At 33.6% G+C, this 21,805-nt stretch carries 15 protein-coding genes and 5 pseudogenes; 7 read left to right on the top strand and 13 right to left on the bottom strand.

Annotation, left to right across the window (positions count from 1 at the left end):
* Window positions 1-135: 135 nt before the first annotated feature.
* The 10 genes and pseudogenes from HMPREF2764_RS08300 to HMPREF2764_RS08250 all read right to left on the bottom strand — a co-directional run bounded on the left by HMPREF2764_RS08300 (window position 136) and on the right by HMPREF2764_RS08250 (window position 11,888).
* Window positions 136-1,608: a peptide MFS transporter gene (locus HMPREF2764_RS08300; protein ID WP_070528707.1), complete on the bottom strand. Its 1,473-nt coding sequence runs from the start codon at window positions 1,606-1,608 to the stop codon at window positions 136-138.
* Between the two features lie 505 nt (window positions 1,609-2,113).
* Window positions 2,114-4,327: a glycoside hydrolase family 31 protein gene (locus HMPREF2764_RS08295; protein ID WP_070528704.1), complete on the bottom strand. Its 2,214-nt coding sequence runs from the start codon at window positions 4,325-4,327 to the stop codon at window positions 2,114-2,116.
* A 1,816-nt stretch (window positions 4,328-6,143) separates the two neighbouring features.
* Complete coding sequence (locus HMPREF2764_RS08285; protein WP_037585174.1) at window positions 6,144-6,929, bottom strand: ABC transporter permease; 786 nt, start codon at window positions 6,927-6,929, stop codon at window positions 6,144-6,146.
* A 1-nt stretch (window position 6,930) separates the two neighbouring features.
* Window positions 6,931-7,725: an ABC transporter permease gene (locus tag HMPREF2764_RS08280; protein WP_020903434.1), complete on the bottom strand. Its 795-nt coding sequence runs from the start codon at window positions 7,723-7,725 to the stop codon at window positions 6,931-6,933.
* Window positions 7,722-8,709 (bottom strand): annotated as a pseudogene (locus HMPREF2764_RS08275) (ATP-binding cassette domain-containing protein). Before HMPREF2764_RS08275 ends, HMPREF2764_RS08280 begins: the two are co-directional and overlap by 4 nt.
* Window positions 8,702-8,905, bottom strand: coding sequence for a hypothetical protein (locus tag HMPREF2764_RS08265; protein WP_003010127.1), 204 nt, complete (start codon window positions 8,903-8,905; stop codon window positions 8,702-8,704). Before HMPREF2764_RS08265 ends, HMPREF2764_RS08275 begins: the two are co-directional and overlap by 8 nt.
* 994 nt (window positions 8,906-9,899) lie before the next feature.
* Window positions 9,900-10,175, bottom strand: coding sequence for an acyltransferase (locus HMPREF2764_RS10350; protein ID WP_020903436.1), 276 nt, complete (start codon window positions 10,173-10,175; stop codon window positions 9,900-9,902).
* A 309-nt stretch (window positions 10,176-10,484) separates the two neighbouring features.
* Window positions 10,485-10,625 (bottom strand): hypothetical protein, encoded by a 141-nt coding sequence (locus HMPREF2764_RS10165; protein ID WP_020903438.1) that lies wholly within the window; start codon window positions 10,623-10,625, stop codon window positions 10,485-10,487.
* Window positions 10,622-11,077 (bottom strand): annotated as a pseudogene (locus tag HMPREF2764_RS08255) (SLATT domain-containing protein); the annotation flags it as partial. The pseudogene HMPREF2764_RS08255 and the gene HMPREF2764_RS10165, both read right to left, overlap by 4 nt.
* Before the next feature lie 70 nt (window positions 11,078-11,147).
* A complete protein-coding gene (locus HMPREF2764_RS08250) occupies window positions 11,148-11,888 on the bottom strand; it encodes a hypothetical protein (RefSeq protein ID WP_049501856.1) in 741 nt (246 codons plus the stop codon).
* Between the two features lie 153 nt (window positions 11,889-12,041).
* Between HMPREF2764_RS08250 and HMPREF2764_RS08245 the strand changes: the two genes are divergently transcribed.
* The 3 genes and pseudogenes from HMPREF2764_RS08245 to HMPREF2764_RS09845 all read left to right on the top strand — a co-directional run.
* Window positions 12,042-12,314, top strand: coding sequence for a type II toxin-antitoxin system RelB/DinJ family antitoxin (locus HMPREF2764_RS08245; protein ID WP_020903441.1), 273 nt, complete (start codon window positions 12,042-12,044; stop codon window positions 12,312-12,314).
* Complete coding sequence (locus HMPREF2764_RS08240) at window positions 12,315-12,593, top strand: type II toxin-antitoxin system YafQ family toxin (RefSeq protein WP_020903442.1); 279 nt, start codon at window positions 12,315-12,317, stop codon at window positions 12,591-12,593. It begins immediately after the preceding gene.
* A 278-nt stretch (window positions 12,594-12,871) separates the two neighbouring features.
* Window positions 12,872-13,078, top strand: a pseudogene (locus tag HMPREF2764_RS09845) (Arm DNA-binding domain-containing protein); the annotation flags it as partial.
* Between the two features lie 31 nt (window positions 13,079-13,109).
* Here HMPREF2764_RS09845 and HMPREF2764_RS08235 read toward each other — a convergent pair.
* Window positions 13,110-14,225: a hypothetical protein gene (locus tag HMPREF2764_RS08235; RefSeq protein ID WP_004256428.1), complete on the bottom strand. Its 1,116-nt coding sequence runs from the start codon at window positions 14,223-14,225 to the stop codon at window positions 13,110-13,112.
* A 250-nt stretch (window positions 14,226-14,475) separates the two neighbouring features.
* Here HMPREF2764_RS08235 and HMPREF2764_RS08230 point away from each other — a divergent pair.
* The 3 genes and pseudogenes from HMPREF2764_RS08230 to HMPREF2764_RS09840 form a co-directional block, all read left to right on the top strand.
* A pseudogene (locus tag HMPREF2764_RS08230) lies at window positions 14,476-14,763 on the top strand (tyrosine-type recombinase/integrase); the annotation flags it as partial.
* A gap of 505 nt (window positions 14,764-15,268) precedes the next feature.
* Window positions 15,269-16,477 (top strand): ATP-binding protein, encoded by a 1,209-nt coding sequence (locus tag HMPREF2764_RS08225; protein ID WP_070528696.1) that lies wholly within the window; start codon window positions 15,269-15,271, stop codon window positions 16,475-16,477.
* Between the two features lie 339 nt (window positions 16,478-16,816).
* Entirely contained in the window at window positions 16,817-17,200 is a 384-nt protein-coding gene (locus HMPREF2764_RS09840) for a tyrosine-type recombinase/integrase (RefSeq protein WP_186821170.1), read from the top strand.
* Window positions 17,201-17,724: 524 nt separating this feature from the next.
* Here the strand turns inward: HMPREF2764_RS09840 and HMPREF2764_RS09830 are convergent.
* A pseudogene (locus HMPREF2764_RS09830) lies at window positions 17,725-18,794 on the bottom strand (IS3 family transposase); the annotation flags it as partial.
* Window positions 18,795-19,170: 376 nt separating this feature from the next.
* Between HMPREF2764_RS09830 and gshAB the strand changes: the two are divergent.
* Window positions 19,171-21,435 carry a bifunctional glutamate--cysteine ligase GshA/glutathione synthetase GshB gene (gshAB, locus tag HMPREF2764_RS08205; protein WP_070528677.1) on the top strand — a complete coding sequence of 755 codons (2,265 nt, stop codon included), beginning with the start codon at window positions 19,171-19,173 and terminating at the stop codon, window positions 21,433-21,435.
* A gap of 120 nt (window positions 21,436-21,555) precedes the next feature.
* Here gshAB and HMPREF2764_RS08200 read toward each other — a convergent pair.
* The coding region (locus HMPREF2764_RS08200) for a transposase (protein ID WP_148129373.1) at window positions 21,556-21,805 on the bottom strand (250 nt) is incomplete at its 5' end.

Genomic DNA, 21,805 nt, shown 5'->3' with positions numbered 1-21,805 from the left:
GACGCGGTTTGAATTTGATTTTCGAAGAGTATTAATCAAACTAAAAGGACCTAGCCCTGTACAATACAGAACTAAATCCTTTGAATAAATAATTGATCTAACTTTTAAAATTCCTACAGAAATTCCAGTTTTTCTCTATTTGATACCAGACATTAGTTTTTCAATACGTGGAACGTAGAAGAGTAAGACAATACCGAATACAATCGTAATTCCTCCAACAATTCCATAGTAAGCTACTTCAGTTTCGCTTGTATAAAATTTTACAATTTGAGCATTGATAGCTTGGGCAGCAGCATTACTCAAGAACCAGATAGACATCATTTGTGCTTGGAAAGATTTTGGTGCTAGCTTAGTAGTGACTGATAGACCAATCGGCGAAATCAGCATTTCCCCTACAATCACAATAGCCCAACTCATAATCAACCATAAAGGACTGACCTTAACATCTGTCCCAAAGAGCATCCCTGGTAACATCATCCACAAGAAGGATAAACCTGCTGCTAATAAACCGTAAGCAAATTTCTTAGAAGAGGACGGTTGCTTTTTACCCATTTTCCCCCACAACCATGCAAAAATCGGCACATAAATCATAATGAAAAGGGGATTGATACTTTGGAAAAAGCTAGATGGGAACTGAATCTGATTCCCAAATACATTAAAGTAAAGTCGAGTTTGATCATCCGCAAATAGAGCGAGAACAACAGAACCCTGCTCCTCAATAGACCAGAAGAGTACTCCAGCGATAAATAGAGGAATGTAGGCAAATACTCGGGATCTCTCAGTAGCAGTTATTTTCTGACTAGATAAAATTTTGAAGAAATAGTAGATTGGAATGATTACCGCAATCACTGTAAAGATATTAACAATCATATCCACGTTAAACTGGTGAGTAAAGACTAAACCTATAACCACAAGAATAACCATGACAAGTGTAATTAGCAAGCGTTTAATCAAGGTCTGCTGGTCCTTCTGTGAAAGTGGATCAGTGGGGTAAAGACTTGATTCAGGCAGGTATTTTTTCCCATCTAAAACATACTTCACCAAACCAAAGAACATCCCAATGGCAGCTAATGAGAAACCTAGATGGAAATTGACTTCCTGACCTAGATAACCTACTAAATAAGGGGCAACAAAGGCACCTAAGTTAATACCAAAGACAAAGATACTAAAACCTGCATCCCGTCTATCATCCTCTTTCTCATAAATTCCTCCCACCATATCTGAGATATTGGGTTTTAAAAATCCAGTTCCAAAGATAATCAAGGCAATAGAAAGATAGAGAGCCACTTGTCCAAAAGGTGTTGCCAAAGCAATATGCCCTAGCATAATCAAAATCCCACCGTAAAAGACAGTCTTACGGCTTCCTAAAATACGGTCACTGACGAAACCACCGACAACCGAGGACAAAAATACCAGCGAGCCATAAATCGCCATAACCGATGCAGCTGTGGTCTTATCCATCCCCAACCCACCATCTTGCACACTATAGTACATGTAGTAAAGTAGGATAGCTCGCATCCCATAGTAAGAAAAACGTTCCCACATCTCTGTAAAGAAGAGGGTGGACAAGCCCATAGGATGTCCAAAAAATGTTTTCTGTTTTTCCATATATATTCTCCTTGAACGATATAATAATTCATTTTACAGAATTTTCAAACAAATGTCAAACAAATCCTGTTTGTTTTAGAAAATTTTCTGAAAAAATCACACGTCTCATACTTAATTCCATCATAAAAATCCATTTCAGACTAACTTCCACTTCGGTCAGGCAAGTGGAAGTTACTTTGAAAAATTACCTCTAAAAATTTGCTCTTATTTAGTTGAAAAATGTTTCAAACCTCGAAACATACTTATCCTTTCCTCTTCAGGAAACAAAAAAAACATCCCTATGCCAAACTTGTAGTTACTACAATACAAGTCATACTCAATGAAAATCAAAGAGCAAACTAGGAAGCTAGCCGCAGGCTGTACTTGAGTACGGTAAGGCGACGTTGACGTGGTTTGAATTTGATTTTCGAAGAGTATCAATAAGCATAGAGATGTAAAACTGTTACACATTAAAAAATAAATAATTAGTAATTAAATAATAGAAATTGTGTACGAAATTTCTCAATTAGTTTTGGCTAGTAAATATCATTTCCAACAAACGCCCTCTCAATTCCTTATCCTGATGATGCAAGATATTCATTAAGTCATGAGAATTTTTGGCATTGATGAATTGATTTAACAATCTATCTTTTAATTCATATGGAAGAGAAGCTGTCTTTAGTAGTCTGAAAACTTCATCATTTAGAGATGTCATTTTATTATCTTTCCATTCAAATCTAGCTGTATCATTCTTATTTGGCAATTCAATTATAGACACATTCGTTCCTTTAAAATGAATTCTATGAATTCTATTGCTTGGAACGATACTAGAATCTCCTTGTAATGTTAACTCTACCATCCCCATTTCCCAGTCGATTGACAATCTTGTTTTATATCTTTGACCATTTTGATCTTCAATCATTTCAAAAGAATGTTGTTTGCCTGGGAATACATACCAATCTACAACTTCAGGTAAATCAACACCCATATCTATCTCAGAACCAACCAAGGGAATGATTGCACCACTTTTTGCAAACACAGGTATCGTCGAAATGTCTCTATAAACACTCAACTTCATACCGCCTGTATATTTTTTATCTGAAAAGAAGTCATACCATTCACCTTCAGGGAACCATACATCCACTTTTGCAGATTGGAATGCCAAATCCATCTTTTCTACAATGGGAGCCACCATCAGTTCTGTTCCAAAAAAGTATTGATTTGGGACATTATAGCTCACATCATTCTCTGGGTAGAAATAATACATTGGACTAATTAATGGGGAACCTTCTTCATGTGTCTTTACATTCATGGTATATAGATAGGGAATCATCTGATGTCTCAAACGAAGGTATTTCTTCATAATCTTAGATGTTGTTTCTGAAAAAAACCAAGGTTCTTTACTATTAAAGGGACTTCTAGAACTATGTAAGCGAGTAATCGGACTAAAAACACCAAACTGTAGCCATCTGGTTTGTAGCTCTTCGTCATAATTCCCCAGCATGTGTCCACCGATATCATGACTCCACCAACTATAACCGATGTTAGATGCTGTCGCTGTAAAATAAGGTTGAAATCTTAAGGAATTCCAACTAATAATAGTATCCCCTGAAAAACCAACAGGGTATCGGTGACTACCAGGCCCTGCATATCTTGATAAAATCAAACCACCTTCTGCATTTTTACAACTATCCTGATAATGATAATGGTTTAAAAGCCATAGTGGATCCAACATGCCTTGTGTCCCTTGTTGCCAGTCAATCCACCAAAAATCTACTCCCTGCTTTTCTAGCTCATAATGAACATCTTTAAAGTAGGATTCTCTAAAAGATGGATTAAAAAAATCAAAAATAGCAGGTTCTTCTAATTCTACATTTAACCCTAATCGTTTGGCAACTCGAGGATAAGCTTCTTCATAAGCCCGTATACCATCAGCAGGATGGACATTTAAGGAGAGTTTTAACTTTCTATCATGAAGTTGTTGCAATAACTGTTCTGGATTAGGTATTAAATTTTTATTCCAACTATATCCTGTCCAGCCACTTCCAAAACGAGCTGGAATGTCAGTTATATGCCAATCCATATCTAACACACCGATAGATAATGGAATTTTCTCTGTTTCAAATCTGTCTATTAAATCCAAGTATTCATCCGACGTATAAGGCCAATATCTACTCCACCAATTGCCTAAAGCATATCTTGGCAACAAGGGTGTTGAACCAGTCAAATGGTAAAAGTCTCTGATTGCTCCTCTATAATCATGCCCATAGGCAAAGAAATACAGGTCAATTTGATTTTCTCTCTCAATATAACCAGACTGTTCATCCCAAATAAATCCTTGAGAATCATCCAATAAGGCTATACCATTTCGGCTAATAATTCCATCTTCTAACGAGATTGCTCCATCTGCCTCATCCAGAGTCCGAGCTGTTCCTTTTAACGTTTCAATAGATTCACCAAAATACCAGCGACTACCATATACGGCAAAATTTCCTTTTAATTCTATAAATAAATTTTCGGGGTTAAATTCTCCTTTATTAAAGTGCAGATGAAAATAGTCCGTCATAATATCTAGTACGTTTGATGTCTCGATACAATCTAACGAAACTTGGCCAAAATCTCTATTATAGATAAGTTGTGTCGTTCTATCCTCAAAACTTCCAGTTTGAGAGTATTCTAACCTTACTAACTTGTCTGTTAATACAGAGATTCGATAAAACTCTCCCTTAAAAATTTTCAATTTGTTTCCCTCCTTTTATGGTAGCATAAAAACAGAACGCACCATTTCGATGCGTTTTTCATTATTCTGAATGCAATGTTCTATCTATGACAAATGATACTCAATTGAAAAAATGTAGTGGACAAAATATCTTTTAACAAATCAAGATGTTATTAAAGAGTTATCCCTTTTCAACCTTTCTAAGCTTATGTAGTTGTGAAACAAACTACTTTTAAACTATTAACTAAGATAGGATTGATATATAATTTCAAACTCTTACTAGCAATCATACGATATTCAAGCTCGCGTGCTTTTTTCCTTCCTGCTTATTTCTTAGAACTGAAGAAGCTGGATAGATATATAAATTATCCGAATCAATATCGTCATAAGACTCCTAACATTTACGCTTCATTAAGTCATTCCCAGAGCAAGAGCTTCATCTCGCAATGTTTCAACACCACTAACCGTAGATCGCCATCCTTCAATCATATTTGTACTTAGAGCATACCAAACACTCTAAAAAACAGATCAGTTTTCAAAAGCTACTCCCATGATTGTCATCTTTTCTTTATCTATATCTAAGGACATATGCTACCTCCTTTAGTTACATTATACCATGTTTCTCTGTAGCTTTTAAATATTTTTTTCTCTGTAAGCCGTAATATTCAGTGTACTTATCCTATTTTATAAAACTCAAACCCAAATATAAAACGCATTCTTTTTCCTTTTTAACTAATGATGCTGAGAAAAAACTTAACTTCAGGGGAAAATGAAGTAAGACTAGACAAAGTTCAAAAACTAATTTCGTACAACTCAAAATACTGATTTTAGACTGAAGATAATGATAGAATGCTAATTAATGTTTTTGTAATAAATAGCTGACAACTTATATTGCTTTCGATTTCTTAAGAATATAAAAAGAAACAATAAGGTAAACTTTCGAGTCGTTGATAGTATAGTATTGATTAACGTTTTGAGCCAACTGACTTTGTCCGGTTGCAGCCACATTTGTAAGCGACTAAAGTCGCAACAACTGTGTCAATTGCACCAATTTAGTAAGAAAGTACAAAAAGAACACCCCGAAAGGTGCTCTTTGTAAGTATAGTAATTCTTTCGAATTAACGTTTACTAAATTGTGATGCTTTACGAGCTTTCTTAAGACCTGGTTGGGGCACCACTTATTTTATCCAATTTCAAAATGCTTTAAAATCAACGTTTTCATAAATTTCTAAAAATTAAAATTTCAATTAAGTTCAATCACTTTCATTTAAATAAGGTAAACTTTCATTAAAAATAAGATAAAATCGAACCAGAATATCAAAAGTTTACCTTATTTGATTTTTACAGAGGTGAAATAGGGATTCACTACACGTCAATAGATGTGAGAAACCTTGATTTTAAGCGATTCTTGAAATTCTAAATTTCACTACATTGCAATATAAATCAACCGAATCACTACCTTTTTCACTACCTTTTTTGAAATAAGAGTAATGATTCGGATATTTAAAAGAAGAGGAACTTTATTGTGAAGCTCCTCTTTTTGTTATGTGTTCTTTTTCTTACAAATCGTATGACCTGGTTTGACACAGTTGGATTTCAGGTACTTTCAGTTTAGCTTTATATCAACCATCATCAAAATCCAACTATTTTCTTATTTTAAAAAATATGAATAAGTTTGATTTAATGAGGGAATTTCTTTAAATTTATTCTTAGCACCTATAAGTTAATAATACTATTCTTTAAATTATAGTTTATAATTATCTGATGTTTCAATGATCACAAAACAAAGTACAGCGAATCACTTCCTTTAGTCAAACATATAACTGAACAACATTGTTTATCTTCCTGCACTTTCATATTTTTTCAATCCTTTTCTAAAAATTGTACGACTGATAATAATCAAAAAAACTGTAAAAACTATTTGATAGAAAAATAGGTTCAATGTATCTTTCCCTAAAAATATTAATACTGCAGGATTGGCAATTAATAAATTGGGAACAAATAACATAGTGATCAATCTGTTAATACCTGTAAAAATATTATATGGATACTTAGAAATTCCAATATAATTCAAAAATACATCTACTTTTGAAAATTTAGTTGGGAACCAAAATGAACTAATCGTTATTAGAAACCAAATTGAATAATATATAATACAACCACACATTAAAGAAAGGATATAAAATAATATTTTTAATGAATTTAAATGTACATTTAAATTTCCATAACTTATAAAAATGATCGCAAGACCAAAAAAAGTATTCACGAATTGAACTAAATTAAATGATCTAAAAATATAGAACAACTGAGTATCAAACGGCCTCAATAAAATTTGATCCAAGTTACCACTCAAAATATCTGATTCTAAAATTCCCATACTTCTAATTAACAATCCCATCATAACTCCATCTACAATAGTGTAGGAACCTACCAAAAATAAAATTTGATAATAGTCCCAACCATTAAAATAGTCTATGTTTAAGAAAATCAATCTAAAAAATACAATAGGTAAACCAATCCACAGTATCGACGAAAATAGACCACAAAAGAAGTCAAAATGAAAATTCATATCAGATTTAAAACCAAAATGAAGTAGCCTAAAAATTACCTTTATTCTAAACATTTTATCCTCCCACATTTGAGAAGTGCTCCACTCCTTTTCTCAATATGAATCTTGATATAATATAAAAAATGATGCACCAAATCAATTGAATACAAATAATTCTCAAATAGTCTATTAATTTATATGTATCATTACTAAACATCTGAAGCGGTTCATATACTAAGTATTTAAAAGGTAATACATCTAAAAACAGACGAAAATTATTTGAAAAAAAACTTAAAGGCAACAATATTCCTGATAAAAACTGAATTACTATTTCTTTAACAGTAAGGACAAAAAATATATTTTCTAACCAAAAAGAAAGCATACCTACACAACATGATATTAAAAACCATAGAAACATAGATAGAATAATTGCAATACTTCCTAAAATAAGAATTTCAATGGTTAATAACTCATTCTTGTAATAAACACTGGAGAATAAAATGACAGGAATGATGATAAATAATAAATGAGCAATCCTATTTCCAAGCATTTTACAAAAATAATACTTATAAAAAGTAACAGGTTTTATTAATATGCTAAAAAAATTTCCTGAATGAACATCGTCATTGATTTCCCAATCAACTGGATAAAAAACAAAATATGAAAAAATTATAGTCCCCAAATAGTATTGAACCATTGAGGTAAAATCATATCCTGCTATATTTATCTGGTTATTCTGATATATATATGTCCATAAAAATACTGATATCATAATTTGTATACTTGCCTGTAACATTAACAATAGTACACTTGATTTATAGTTCAAAATAGATCGAAATGATATCAGAATAATAGACATTTCTTTTTTCAATTGTGCTCCTTTTTTGTAAAATAGTTTTGTAAAATAATTTCTTCTAAAGAAAGATTTGATATTTCAAAATCTTCTATATCTACAAGCTTATTGATTGATTCTAATGTCTCAAAGACAAAATCTCTAGGTATTTTTAGTATACATTCCGATTTTTTTTGAGAAATGACTTCTACTCCTTTAACAGAGCATAACTCTGGTACCAAATCTAATGTCATTTTTATCTTTAAATATTTAAAATCAGAAAATTTAGATAAAATAACATCCATTGACTCCTGCAAAATAATTTTTCCTTTGTCAATGACGATTAATTCGTCACAAACAGACGAAATATCATCCATATCATGACTCGTTAAAATAATGGTAGTATGACATTCTTCATTCATTTTCTTTAAAAATGTTCTGATATCTTTTTTAGACTGTATATCTAACCCTATAGTAGGCTCGTCTAAAAATAATATTTCCGGACTTGTTAAAGATGCCGCGATAAACTCCATTTTCATTTTTTGTCCAAGAGAGAGGGTCCGGACCTGCTGGTAAAGCTGATCTTCTACATTCAACAAATTGCTTAACTCCTGAATTCGTTCTTGTAAAATCGCCGGTTCTACCTCATATAAAGTACCAATCAATTGAAAATAATCTATAGCCGAAACATCTTGAAATAACTGTAATTTATTTCCTACTACTATTGAAATTTTTTTTTCTAAAATTTATACTTCTTTTAAATGGAATTTCTCCATTCACTTCTAATTTTCCGGAACTAGGATAAAGAGTCCCAGTCAACATTTTAATCGTTGTGGATTTACCAGCTCCATTACTCCCAATAAAGCCAACTATACTCCCTCTCTTAATCGTAAAACTAATATCTTGAACAGCTCGAATCGTTATTTGATTACGTTTCAAAAATCTCTTGATAAATGGGAGTCTTGAATCAAAATTATAAAAATTTTTAGATAAATTCTGAGCATTAATAACTATTTCACTCATATATCTCTCCTTTCGATAAAATATATTTACTTGTACTTTTTCCATACTTTACTAAAATGCTAAAGATTGAGCTAAAATCTTCGGGATGGGTAAAATAATATTTGTCTTTAAAAAGTTTCTCAAAACCTTCAAGGCGATTATTGAAATCATTAAATTTTGTATTGTCTAGCTGGTTGAATGTCTCTTTAATATCCATAAACTTTCTCCGTGATTCTTTATTTCACTTTATAAATAGAAGAGTGTCTATATATTTATAGATCCTCAAGGACTTGCATTTTATCAAGTATAAGTAGAATAGTATGTAAGGGTTTACATATTCATATTATATGATTATTTAAGGAATCAGTCAATTTTCCACATTATTATATGACAAAATGTATTTTTTAAAAATGCAAAAATCTATGAGCAAGATGTTTGACTTCCTTTTTAAAGTATATACTTATATTAACCTTAGAAAAGAAAGAATGTTTGAACAGATATTCAATAATAATTACTTTTTTTAAAATTAAAATTCGAACTTTAAATTTTTATCTTTTTTATATTATTGAGTAACCTAAATTGCCCAATTTTTAAAATTAAGCTAGACAAAAAAAGACATCCAAGAGAAATTTCTTAAATGTCTGTAAACGTTGATATAAGCGTGTTGATTAACGTTTTGATAATTGTGATGCTTTACGAGCTTTCTTAAAACCTGGTTTGGAAAGCATGGGTTTCAGTTGGACTAAAAACAGCGTCACATCAAGGCTTTTCAGAACGATATCTACTGATTAATTTCATAAAATTTGAATCAATAATCTTTAAACGGGGGAATAGTTATTGTAATCTTCGAACTTCCTGATCAGATAATGTCATATCATTCTTCTCCTTTGCTTAGCTCAACATTATAAATGATTTCAGCTTCAGGACTTCCTTTTTCCGTTTCTTGCTTATTCTCGGCATATCAATCCGCCTTTCCGTCTGAAAATAAAAAAACCACAGGAAAGATACTTCAAGCCTTGTTTCTGTTATTTTTCGGGGTGAAAATCGGGCAAAATTCCCTTTCTAAGCCTTTCAAAAAATCACACAAGATATTTGTACTAACCTGTGGTTATGTATGAAATTGTGAGTTTTGGAGCAAAAAAACACCGTATTTCTACGATGTTTTTTGCTCCGACATATTTTTCTGTGTACTGATAAACTGGAATTTTGGCTTATTCCGATATGTCTAAGGTTTTGATTATCCTTGCGGGATTACCTCCTATTATACAATATCCATCTGGGAAGCTATGCGTTACAACGGCTCCTGCGCCAACAATGGTATGGTCTCCTAAAATAACGCCTGGTAAAATAACGCTGTTCATACCAATCCTGCAATGCTTGCCAATAATCACATCCTTCCCTTTCTGATCTTCAGCGAGGTTTTGAAAATCATGATTGGATGTGATAATACCGACATTTTTTGCAATATAGGTTCCTTGACCAAGCACAATTTTTGCGTCATATGTCTGAAAGTGATTTCCAAAATTAATAAAGTTTGGTAAATCTTCAGGTTCAAATATAACATTCTTTCCACATTCTATGTCGGGAGAGCAAGGCCATTTAATACCTATATTTTTGCCATAAATAATTCTATGCCAGATGTCACGATATGCCTACATCCCCCCCCTCACTAAATAGAGTTGAAAACCAACTTGTTTTTAGATATTTTTTATCATAAAAAATTCTGCCAAACAGCAGAACAGTTATCCATGCTGGTATGCTGCGAATTACTTTCCCAATAGTCTGAATATATTTTTTCATGTACTCTCGCCCACTTCTTCAAATTCATATTTATCTCTCTGATTTAGACGTATTGTAATCCTCTTATATCTTTTGGAAATTGCTTGTCTTTGTTCAAGCGTAATCACTCCATCATACCTTTTCACTCTATTTGTCATAATGCATTTCTCCTTAAAGAATCTGGTAGATTTATATCAATTTCAGCATCACTAAATTCATTATCTTTGCTGACTTTCAAGGCATTTGCTGCAAGCTTAACAGCTTTATCTGTAGTGTTTGGTGCTGTTTTGTAGACATCAGCTAACTTATCAACCAATTGACGATATAATTCTACGATTTCTATTTCTGATTTATTTCTTAGCTTAATTTCAACTAAAAGCAACTGAAGTTTATTTCTGATAATCAGTAACTCAGTAGCTGAATTTTTATGGTTAGTTATTGACTTTTGAATTTCAAAAGATTGAAAAAACATACTTATTAATGTACTAATAAAAGAAATAATCGTTGCTACAATTTTTATAAGAAATTGTTCTATAAAAATTAAGGAAATTAGGCCTGCTGAAGTTAAAGCACTACAAGTAATTCTCAAAATTTCTAAATTTTTATAGCGTCTTGTTAACGTTTTTTTAGTTTAAGTGACTATGTTTTTATCACTGGAAAGCCAGGAGAAGGACGAAATTTTATTTCCCCAAATCCAAATTAGGTAGGATATCTAAAAAATTGAACTGTTGGTTAGATAAATATGACCTTGTTAGTAGTTCTTTATCTGTCATTTGATAGTGTGTCTTACAATGATACAGATAATATATTTCATTTTGGAAGATAAAAAATAACTTATCAAATTTACTTAAAAAATAATCTCCTGCTATCATTTCTTTAGGGTCAATAATTAGCGATGGAATACTTTCTTTTCCTTGCTGAATTGCATTTGCAACCCTGTGATTTCCATCAATCAGTAGATAAGTGAACGCCTGTGCATTATAAAAATGAACAAAAATAATTGGTTCTTTTTTTATCTCAATATCTTCTTTTTGATTTTCTGGTGGTGTCCACGTCACTAACTTTAGTTCTTTAGAAAATTTATTTAAGTTTACATCTTGTGAGTATTGTTGGTCTGACTTAGCCATTTGAACTAACGGTTCTACCACGAAATTAATCAATACTGATACTCCAGTATTAAAGTTAGTTTTATGTTGAAATTTTTCATGAGGTTGAAAATTTTCAATCAACTTTTGTAGGTAACTAGGGTTTCTCATTTTTCTTAATAAATCATTATCTGCACTTTTAAGTTGAGTTTTCCACTTGTTAAGGTAATTTCTCTGTAATTTTTCATTATCAAATATAGGCTGTTTTTCAAAACCTATCATTAATTTTTCATAATTAATATCGTAGGGGGTAAATGTTAAAAAATCAATAGGCATAATCTTCTCCTTTTACACTCTTATCATAACATTTTCTACTCTTTTATGCAGAAATTATCTGTTTAGAGGAGTAGAAAATCACTTAAATAGATACAAATAATTGACAATGTAAACCAAACGTATTACAATAAATAATGAAAGGTGGTGACGCTGATGGCAACTGTACCAACTCAAATTCGGATTGATGAGACCGTAAAAGCGCAAGCAACTTCATTATTTAATGATTTAGGAATGGATATGTCCAGCGCAGTCAATATTTTTCTTCGCCAATGTGTCCTACGTGGAGGGATTCCTTTCACGGTTGAAATGCCAAACTACAATGCAAAAACGCTAGAAGCTATTGCTGAAGCGAAACGGATTTCTCGTGACAATTCTGTAGCTTCCTATGACAATATGGAAGATCTAAAGAAAGCTCTGGAAGCCTAAATGTATCAAGTCAAGTTTACTTCTGCTTTTAAAAAAAGCTACAAACGAATGAAAAAACGAGGCTTGGATATTACACTCCTAGATGAAGTGATTGAAAAACTTCGCCTAGGGCAGACACTTGAAGAAAAATACCGTGACCATGAATTAAAGGGGAACTTCGTCGGCTTTAGGGAATGTCATATCAAACCTGATTGGCTCTTGATTTATCTGATTGAAGACGATATTCTAACCCTTACTTTAGCCGATACGGGCAGTCATGCGGATTTGTTTAAGATGTAAAGACAGTTCTTTGTGAGCTGTCTTTTTTGTTTTCTACTCTTTTAAGCTGATGAAACATTAGCTGTCAAGATGTCCGTTTAAATGGATATTTTTAAAAATTTCTATTCTAAAGGAAAGCGAGGAAAGAAAATGAATTATTATGAGCGAAGTTTTCAACGGATTTATGAAAGCTTCGTTTTTCGTTAAAAATATATCCTGATGAATACCACCAAAAACTTTTACTTCATCAGATTTTAGAAAGGATAGATACCTTATTTGAACACTACCGAAAGCTAGAATTGCCACTTTATCCCTTAGTACAATGGAATGGTTCTTATCGTTTAAAAGTCTATGTCCCAGCAAAAGTTAGAACTTCACTTGGAATTTCAGGCAATTATTATGATAAACGTTTTAAAACAAAGAAGGAGGCTAAAGAAGCTGAATTACAGATTTTAACCGACATCAATACAATCCAAAAAGGGGAAGCGCTCCCTCATCAAGCTATGATTTTTATGTCGGTACTACCTTTTAATTGTATTAGACCAGCTTCCAATTCTCATCATTCGAGTTATCAATCAGAATATTTCTTTTATTACTCAGTAATTCATCACTCACAAAATATTGCCCTAGTCTCTCTACAAAACCACAATTCTGACAAGTATATAGATAATCTTTTTTTATTTCCCTCACTAAATTGATATTGAACTTATATATCCTCCCGCATTCTTCACATGTCATGCTAAGATTATCACCATTAAATATGAAATCAAAAATACTTTCTAATTCTTTATTTTCTTCTCCAGATAAAGCTAAAATTATCTTTAAATTTCTAATATACCGGTTAAGGGTAACTATTTCTAAATCAATATCAAAATATTTCTCAAATATAGCAATAGCTACTTCTACTAAATAAATTAGAATGTAGGGTGTTTTCTCATAGAACAAATGCCAAAAATCATCCCAAATCTTATCATCAGAAAATATAAAATTAAGATTTCGCTTTTCCGTAGGATAATTTTTATTCTTTGTCACCAAATGAATAGATTGATCAAATACACTTGTTAAACTATTTTCTACCTTTCGATTATATATAATGTCATATAGTAATTCAGGATCAAGTAATTCTCTACTAAAATCCAAAAAACCATTTTCATACTGAATCGATTCTTTTGCTTTTAAAATTAGGTCAATAACAAATTCTTTTTTACCCTTCAAATCACTTACGTCATATTCCCTAAGCTCTCCATATTGTATTTTTTCTAAGAAATCATGTGGTTTAACCAATATCCAACTTAAATAAAATAAATTATCTTGAAAAGGTTTCCTAGCAAGAGAAAATGCAACAGTAACTTTTCCCCTCTCTATACAACTCAGAGATTCAAATAGATAGTAATTTAAATCACGTAAAATTGAAAAAAAGATGTGAGGTATATATACATATTCAGAAATATCTAAATCTTTTTGTCTATCTAGTTCATCAAACAAGTCAATTTCATCATTTATCTCATTAGTAAATCTAAAAGATAGACTGGATAATTGATATTTATCAGCTTTAACCAAAATATCAACTAGTATATCATACAAATATAGCATTAATTGATGACGTTTTCTATACTTAGTTGGTAATAATTCTGATATGTGAGATTTAGCCAATATTACTTTCCTCAATTCTTTTTAACTCTACATAACTATATTATACTCTAAAAGTACTCAGTCTTTATCTAGAAGGTTCCTATATAACTTAACAATTATTTTAAGTGTAAACCTAGAAAAGCACTTTACAAATAGCTTTGAAATATTTATATAATCGTATCAATTAACGTTTTAAAGCAACTGACTTTGCCAGCTCCCAGTCATATTATAGTGTCGATATAGCAAAAAAACAATGGAAATTCCATTGTTTTTTTGCTATATCGACACAAGAGGAAACATCAACAAGCCTCTACATGCTGACTATCTAAACAATAAAATGAAAAGTATCAGAAAGCGACATAAAGAGCTGGCACATGCTACACCTCATAAACTGCGACATACAGGAGCAACGCTTGCTAAACAAGCAGGAATAAGCTTAGAAGCTATTTCTGAGGCACTAACCCACAGCGACACAGGTACAACACAGATTTATGTCAATACTTCTAATGTAGTCCCTATGGCAGTCGGTGAATTTGCCTTAAAGTCTCTAAAACAATGAGGTGAAAATAAGGTAAATTTTGGGGTGAACTCTTGATTTTTAGACAAAAAAAGACATCCAAGAGAAAATTCTTGAATGTCTGTAAACGTTGATATATCGTATTGATTAACGTTTACTAAATTGTGATGCTTTACGAGCTTTCTTAAGACCTGGTTTTTTCTACATTATGATATTTATGGTAAATTATCACTAAAATCAAGTAATTTTAAGAGATAAATCCTCAATATTTACATATATAATCCTTTTGAAAATCGAGAGGTTATCAAAGGGTTATCACATTTTAGTTTTCGGAGCTTATGTAGTTGAGAAATACGAAATACCGTATCATAAAGATGATGTACAGTTTAACAACAAATGTACAGTTTCTTCATTCCTGGACAATTTCTTTTTCTATTCTGAAGATATTATTTCTAGATATTTAAAAATAACAAAACAAATAGCAGATTATTTCTAAATATTTGAAAATAATTACTATTTATATTATACTATCTTTGAGGTAACTATTATGAACTATATTAAAAGACCACATTATTTAGACTTTTTAAGAAGACATCGTGATCGGCCAATCATCAAAGTTGTGAGTGGAGTTAGACGAGCTGGTAAATCTGTTCTCTTTCAACTCTATAAAGAGGAGTTACTAGCAACTGGAGTAGACGAGGATCAAATCATATCCATCAATTTTGAAGATCTGAGTTATTATGACCTGCGAGATTTTCAAACATTATTCGCTTATATAAAAGAAAGATTAGTTAAGGAAAAAACATACTATATCTTTTTAGATGAAATTCAACATGTTGAAAAATTTGAACTGGTAGCAGATAGTCTATTCATCTTGCCAAATGTTGACCTCTATTTGACTGGATCAAACGCCTACTTTATGAGTAGCCAATTAGCTACAAACTTGACTGGTCGGTATGTTGAGATAGAGGTTCTTCCTTTGTCATTTGAAGAATACCTATCAGGTCAATCTCTCTCAGAGAATCTGAATACAACAGAAATTTTTAACAATTATCTCTTTAGTGCTTTCCCTTACTTATTGCAAACATCATCTTACGCTGAAAAAATTGATTATCTCAGAGGAATATATAACTCAATACTGTTAAATGATATTGTCACTAGATTGGGAAATCCAAATCCTACTATTATTGAGCGCATTGTACGAACCCTTCTCAGTAGTACAGGTAGCTTAATATCAACAAATAAGATTCGCAATACCCTTGTCAGCCAAAATGTTTCAATATCCCACAATACTTTGGAAAATTATTTGACGACTTTGACAGACAGTTTACTTTTTTATTCCGTTCCACGTTTTGATGTAAAAGGCAGAGCATTATTACAACGCTTAGAAAAATATTATCCCGTTGATTTAGGTTTACGACACCTCTTATTGCCAGACCACAAAGAAGATATTGGTCATATCTTGGAAAATATTGTTTATTTGGAATTGAGACGTAGATATTCACAAGTATATGTTGGTAATTTAGATAAATATGAGGTTGATTTTGTTGTTGTAACTGATCTTGGTCACTACGCTTATTATCAGGTCAGTGAAACAACACTTGCTCCAGAAACACTAGAAAGAGAACTTAGACCACTAGAAGCCATTAAAGATCAATTCCCAAAATATCTATTAACAATGGATACAATTCAGCCAACAGCAAATTACAATGGAATTGAGAAAAAAAATATCATAGATTGGTTACTAGAAAAGTAAATAAGTATAAATCATATAGCTAACTAGATTTGCAACAGTCTGTTATCAATGATTCTCCCTAAAACCTAACAAGATATAGTGAATTTAGAACACACTATCTAATGGGATAAAGTGGAATCTATAACTTCTGGAAGAACTATTATTACTCATAATGACGAATCTCCATTGAATTTTAATAACGATTTAATAATCAAACAGACTATAAAGAGACTGAGCAATCAAGCTTTAAAATCAGAAAAACGCATAATATCAAGGATTGAATGAACAACCTTGATATTATGCGTTTTATTATGGAAATATTTGCTTCATTTTCTCCGCAAATAGAGTTTTTGCTATCCTATTTTCTCTATTTTTAATGACTTACTTCAACTTCATACCTCTTGGAAAAAACAACAAAAATACGAACTAGCACAGTTCGGTATCATCAGCAATCCAGAACAATTTGTCTTTACCTATATAGATACAAAGGAAAACATAAACAAACCTCTCCACTCTGATTACCTAAATAACAAAATGAAAAGCATTCGAAAACGTCACAAAGAGTTAGCACACGCTACACCTCATAAATTACGACATACAGGGGCAACGGCTGGAACATCTATTGAAGCTATTTCTGAGGCTCTAACACATAGTGAGGCAGGCACAACTCAAATTTATGTCAACACTTCAAATGTCATTCCAATGGCTGTTGGAGAGATTGCTTATCGCAATCTTAAAAAGTAATGGTGTGAACCATGAAGTGTTGTAAATGCTGTATTGTAGCTGGTTCTTAACGTTTTGAGAATTGTGATGCTTTACGAGCTTTCTTAAGACCTGGTTTGGAAAGTATGAGTTTCAGTTGGACTAAAAATAGCGTAATATCAAGGTTTTTATGAACGATATTTACTGATTGATTTCATAAAATTTGAATCAATATTTCTTAAATAGGGGAATAGTTCGGTTCTGTAAGTATTAATATAATACACCTACAAAGCTTATTATATCAGATTTTCCCCAGTTTTAGAAAAATAGGTAGAGAAAAAAAACAACATCTGGATTTTCCAAAAAATCTTGACAAAGTCCTCATATAACCGTTTCTGCATTTTATTATATCATTTTTGACTTAGAAAATAATATATAATAGAAGATGATTCGTCTTTTTAAACGGACTTATCAAAAACTGGAATTCTATCAATATTTTGGACACATTTTGGGAGGAAAATTTGAAGGCTAGCGCCCTTCGGTTGCTGGACCCCTTCTACGACCAATTCTCTGTACTCTACAGGGGACTGGTCATTCAATTTTTGTTGAATTCTAGTTTTATTATAAAATATGATGTAATTTTTGACAATATCTGTTATACTATCTCCAGTTATGTTTCTTCACTTATGGAGATAGAAGGTTTCAGACTTTAGGACGGAATGAAACCATTCGATACAGGCATTATCTGCTGATGTTCCCTTACGGGACATGGAGCGGGTGATGCCTTTTTCTACACAAGCCTGATAGTAAGCTTTTGAGGTGTAAACCGATCCCTGATCACTGTGTAAGATCGCTCCTTGAGGTAATTCCAATTGATGGAGCGTGTCCAACACAAAGTCCGTATCCTGACAATCTGAGATGGTATAAGCCACAATCTCACGATTATAAAGATCCATGATGGAGGACAAGTATAGCTTACATTTACCTAAGTATAAATAAGTAATATCTGTGACAAGCTTCTCCATAGGCTTGTCTGCTTGAAAATCACGATCCAGCTTATTGTCTGTTACATGGTAAGGCTTCCCTAATTTAGGTTCCTTCTTGGGACGGGCACGGCAAAGGTAGCCCTTTTCCTTCATGATACGATAGACCTTCTTGCGATTAACGACGAGGTTATAAACTTTCTTTAGTAAGCGAGTGATGGTTCGATAGCCGTAAATAAAGTGATTTTCTATACAGAGTTGTTCGATTTTATCTGCTATTTCGCCTCTTTTCTGAGAATTCTTACACTCCTGTTTCCAGCGATAAAAGGTGGAGCGTTTGACGCCGAAACATTCTAAAATAATAGATACAGGGAACGTTTTCTTATACTCTTCTACTAGCTTGATAAGACTTACTTTGTCGATTCTCTTATCAAGCTCTGATACTTTTTTAGTAATTCTACCTGCAATCGTAACTGTTCCACTTCAGATAACTGTTTCATCCCATTACCATAAGTATATTGTTTCCCCACGGGTTGGTGGAAACGGTACAATTCATCATTCTGATACCATCGCTACCAGGTCTTGGCCTGACTAGCATTTTTGATGCTGAGGGTATCCATGATAACTTTATTTGATTTGCCTGCCTTCTTCATTTCGATACAGGCTAGCTTAGTTTCTACTGAATATGCTTTTTGACCATAACAAAACACCCCTGTTTCTAGTTTACCACAACAGGAGTGTTTTCTTGTGTCTCATTTTATGGGTGCAGTGCCGACCCTAGGGATTCTTTCGTTCTCATATATACGTCATTAGTATAGGCTAATTTGATTTAAATTGCAAGAGAAATAACATTTTACATAAAAATCGGTGGGTATTTTACAATTTTTGCATATAATAGAGCTAAAAAGCAACTGATTTTAAGAATTCTTATCTAAAACATTCGAAAATTCCCCTTAACCGTAGCGGAAAGTTGTTTTCTTTTCCCTGTTATAATATACTATTACTAACATTAGATGAAAAGGTGACTCTATGACTATAAATCAACTGCTTCAAAAGCTGGAGCCTACTAGCCCTATCCTTCAAGCTAACTTTGGAATTGAACGCGAAAGTCTTCGTGTCGATAGACAGGGAAAATTAGCACATACGCCTCACCCTTCCTGCCTAGGAGCTCGAAGTTTCCACCCTTATATTCAAACAGATTTTTGTGAGTTTCAGATGGAACTCATCACACCAGTTGCTAAATCTACCACTGAGGCTCGTCGATTTCTTGGAGCCATTACCGATGTAGCTGGACGTTCCATCAGTAAAGATGAACTTCTCTGGCCCTTGTCCATGCCTCCTCGTATCAACGCCCAAGAAATCCAAGTTGCCCAACTGGAAAATGAATTTGAACGCCATTATCGTAACTACCTAGCCGAAAAATACGGAACTAAACTACAAGCTATCTCAGGTATCCACTATAATATGGAACTAGGAAAAGATTTGGTTGAAGCCCTATTCCAAGAAAGTGACCAGATTGATATAATTGCTTTCAAAAACGCCCTCTATCTCAAGCTGGCTCAGAACTATTTGCGCTATCGTTGGGTGATTACCTATCTCTTTGGTGCTACACCTGTTGCTGAGCAAGGCTTCTTCGACCGAGAAGTGCCAGAACTCGTGCGTTCCTTCCGAAACAGCGACCATGGTTATGTCAATAAGGAAGAAATACAAGTATCTTTTGCAAGCCTAGAAGACTATGTCTCTGCCATCGAAAACTATATCGAACAAGGTGATTTGATTGCGGAAAAGGAATTTTACTCGGCTGTTCGTTTCCGTGGACAAAAGGTTAATCGCTCCTTCCTTGACAAGGGAATCACCTACCTAGAATTCCGTAACTTCGACCTCAACCCCTTTGAGCGTATCGGTATTAGCCAAACTACCATGGATACCGTACACCTACTCCTTCTAGCCTTCCTCTGGCTGGATACCCCTGAAAATGTTGATCAGGCTCTGGCTCAAGGTCACGCGCTGAATGAAAAAATTGCCCTCTCTCATCCTTTAGAACCTCTACCTTCTGAAGCTGAAACTCAGAACATTACGACAGCTCTAGACCAACTGGTGCAACATTTTGGGCTTGGTGACTATCATCGAGGTCTGGTCAAACAAGTTAAAGATGCCTTTTCAGATTCCAGTCAGACACTAGCTGCTCAACTTCTTCCTCATATCAAAGACAAGTCCCTTTCTGACTTTTCCCTTGACAAGGCGCTTGCCTATCATGATTACGACTGGACTGCCCACTATGCCCTTAAGGGTTATGAGGAGATGGAACTTTCTACCCAGATGCTGCTCTTTGATGCCATTCAAAAAGGGCTTCATTTTGAAATCCTAGATGAGCAGGATCAATTCCTTAAACTCTGGCATAAAGATCATGTTGAGTACGTCAAAAATGGTAACATGACCTCAAAAGACAACTATGTAGTTCCTCTTGCCATGGCTAATAAAACCGTGACCAAAAAAATCCTGGCTGATGCTGGCTTCCCTGTCCCTGCCGGCGACGAATTTACCAGTCTAGAACAAGGTCTAGCCTACTATCCTCTTATCAAGGGCAAACAAATTGTGGTTAAACCAAAATCAACCAACTTCGGTCTGGGCATTTCCATTTTCCAAGAGCCTGCCAGCCTTGATAACTATAAGAAAGCTCTCGAGATTGCCTTTGCAGAAGATACAGCTGTTCTTGTTGAAGAATTTATCCCAGGAACCGAATACCGTTTCTTCATTCTGGACGGGCGTTGTGAGGCTGTCCTCCTTCGTGTCGCTGCTAATGTTGTCGGTGATGGCAAACACACCATTCGTGAATTAGTCGCTCAGAAAAATGCCAATCCATTGCGAGGCCGTGACCACCGCTCACCTCTGGAAATCATTAAGCTAGGAGACATCGAACAATTGATGTTGACTCAGCAAGGTTATGCACCTGATGATATTCTCCCAGAAGGGAAAAAGGTCAATCTCCGCCGTAACTCCAACATCTCTACGGGTGGTGACTCTATTGATGTCACTGAGACAATAGATTCCTCTTACCAAGAATTGGCAGCAGCTATGGCAACTAGCATGGGGGCCTGGGCTTGCGGGGTTGACCTCATCATTCCAGATAGAACTCAGCCTGCTAGCAAGGAAAAACCTCATTGCACTTGTATCGAGCTCAACTTCAATCCCTCTATGTATATTCACACCTACTGTGCTGAAGGTCCTGGACAAGCTATCACTCCAAAAATCCTAGACAAGCTTTTTCCAGAAGTTACCACAAGTCAAACCTAAAACCTAATTCTTAGGAACAAACAAATCACCTTTATCTCGATGATATGATACCTCTTAAGTAGACAAGGTAAATACCTAAAATCTACGGCTCTTTGTCAACTGTAGTGGGTTGAAGAAAAGCTAAGCTCGAGAAAGGACACATTTCGTCCTTTCTTTTTTGATATTCAGAGCGATGAAAATTCGCTTCTTGAAGTTTTCAAAGTTCCGAAAACCAAAGGCATTGCGCTTGATAAGTTTGATGAGATTATTGGTTGCTTCCAATTTGGCGTTGGAATAGGGTAGTTGAAGGGCGTTGACGATTTTCTCTTTGTCCTTTAGAAAGGTTTTAAAGACAGTCTGAAAAAGAGGATGAATCTGCTTTAGATTGTCC

The sequence above is a fragment of the Streptococcus sp. HMSC073F11 genome (genome assembly GCF_001810785.1).
GTDB lineage: Bacteria > Bacillota > Bacilli > Lactobacillales > Streptococcaceae > Streptococcus.
This window is presented reverse-complemented; position numbering and strand designations above follow the sequence as displayed.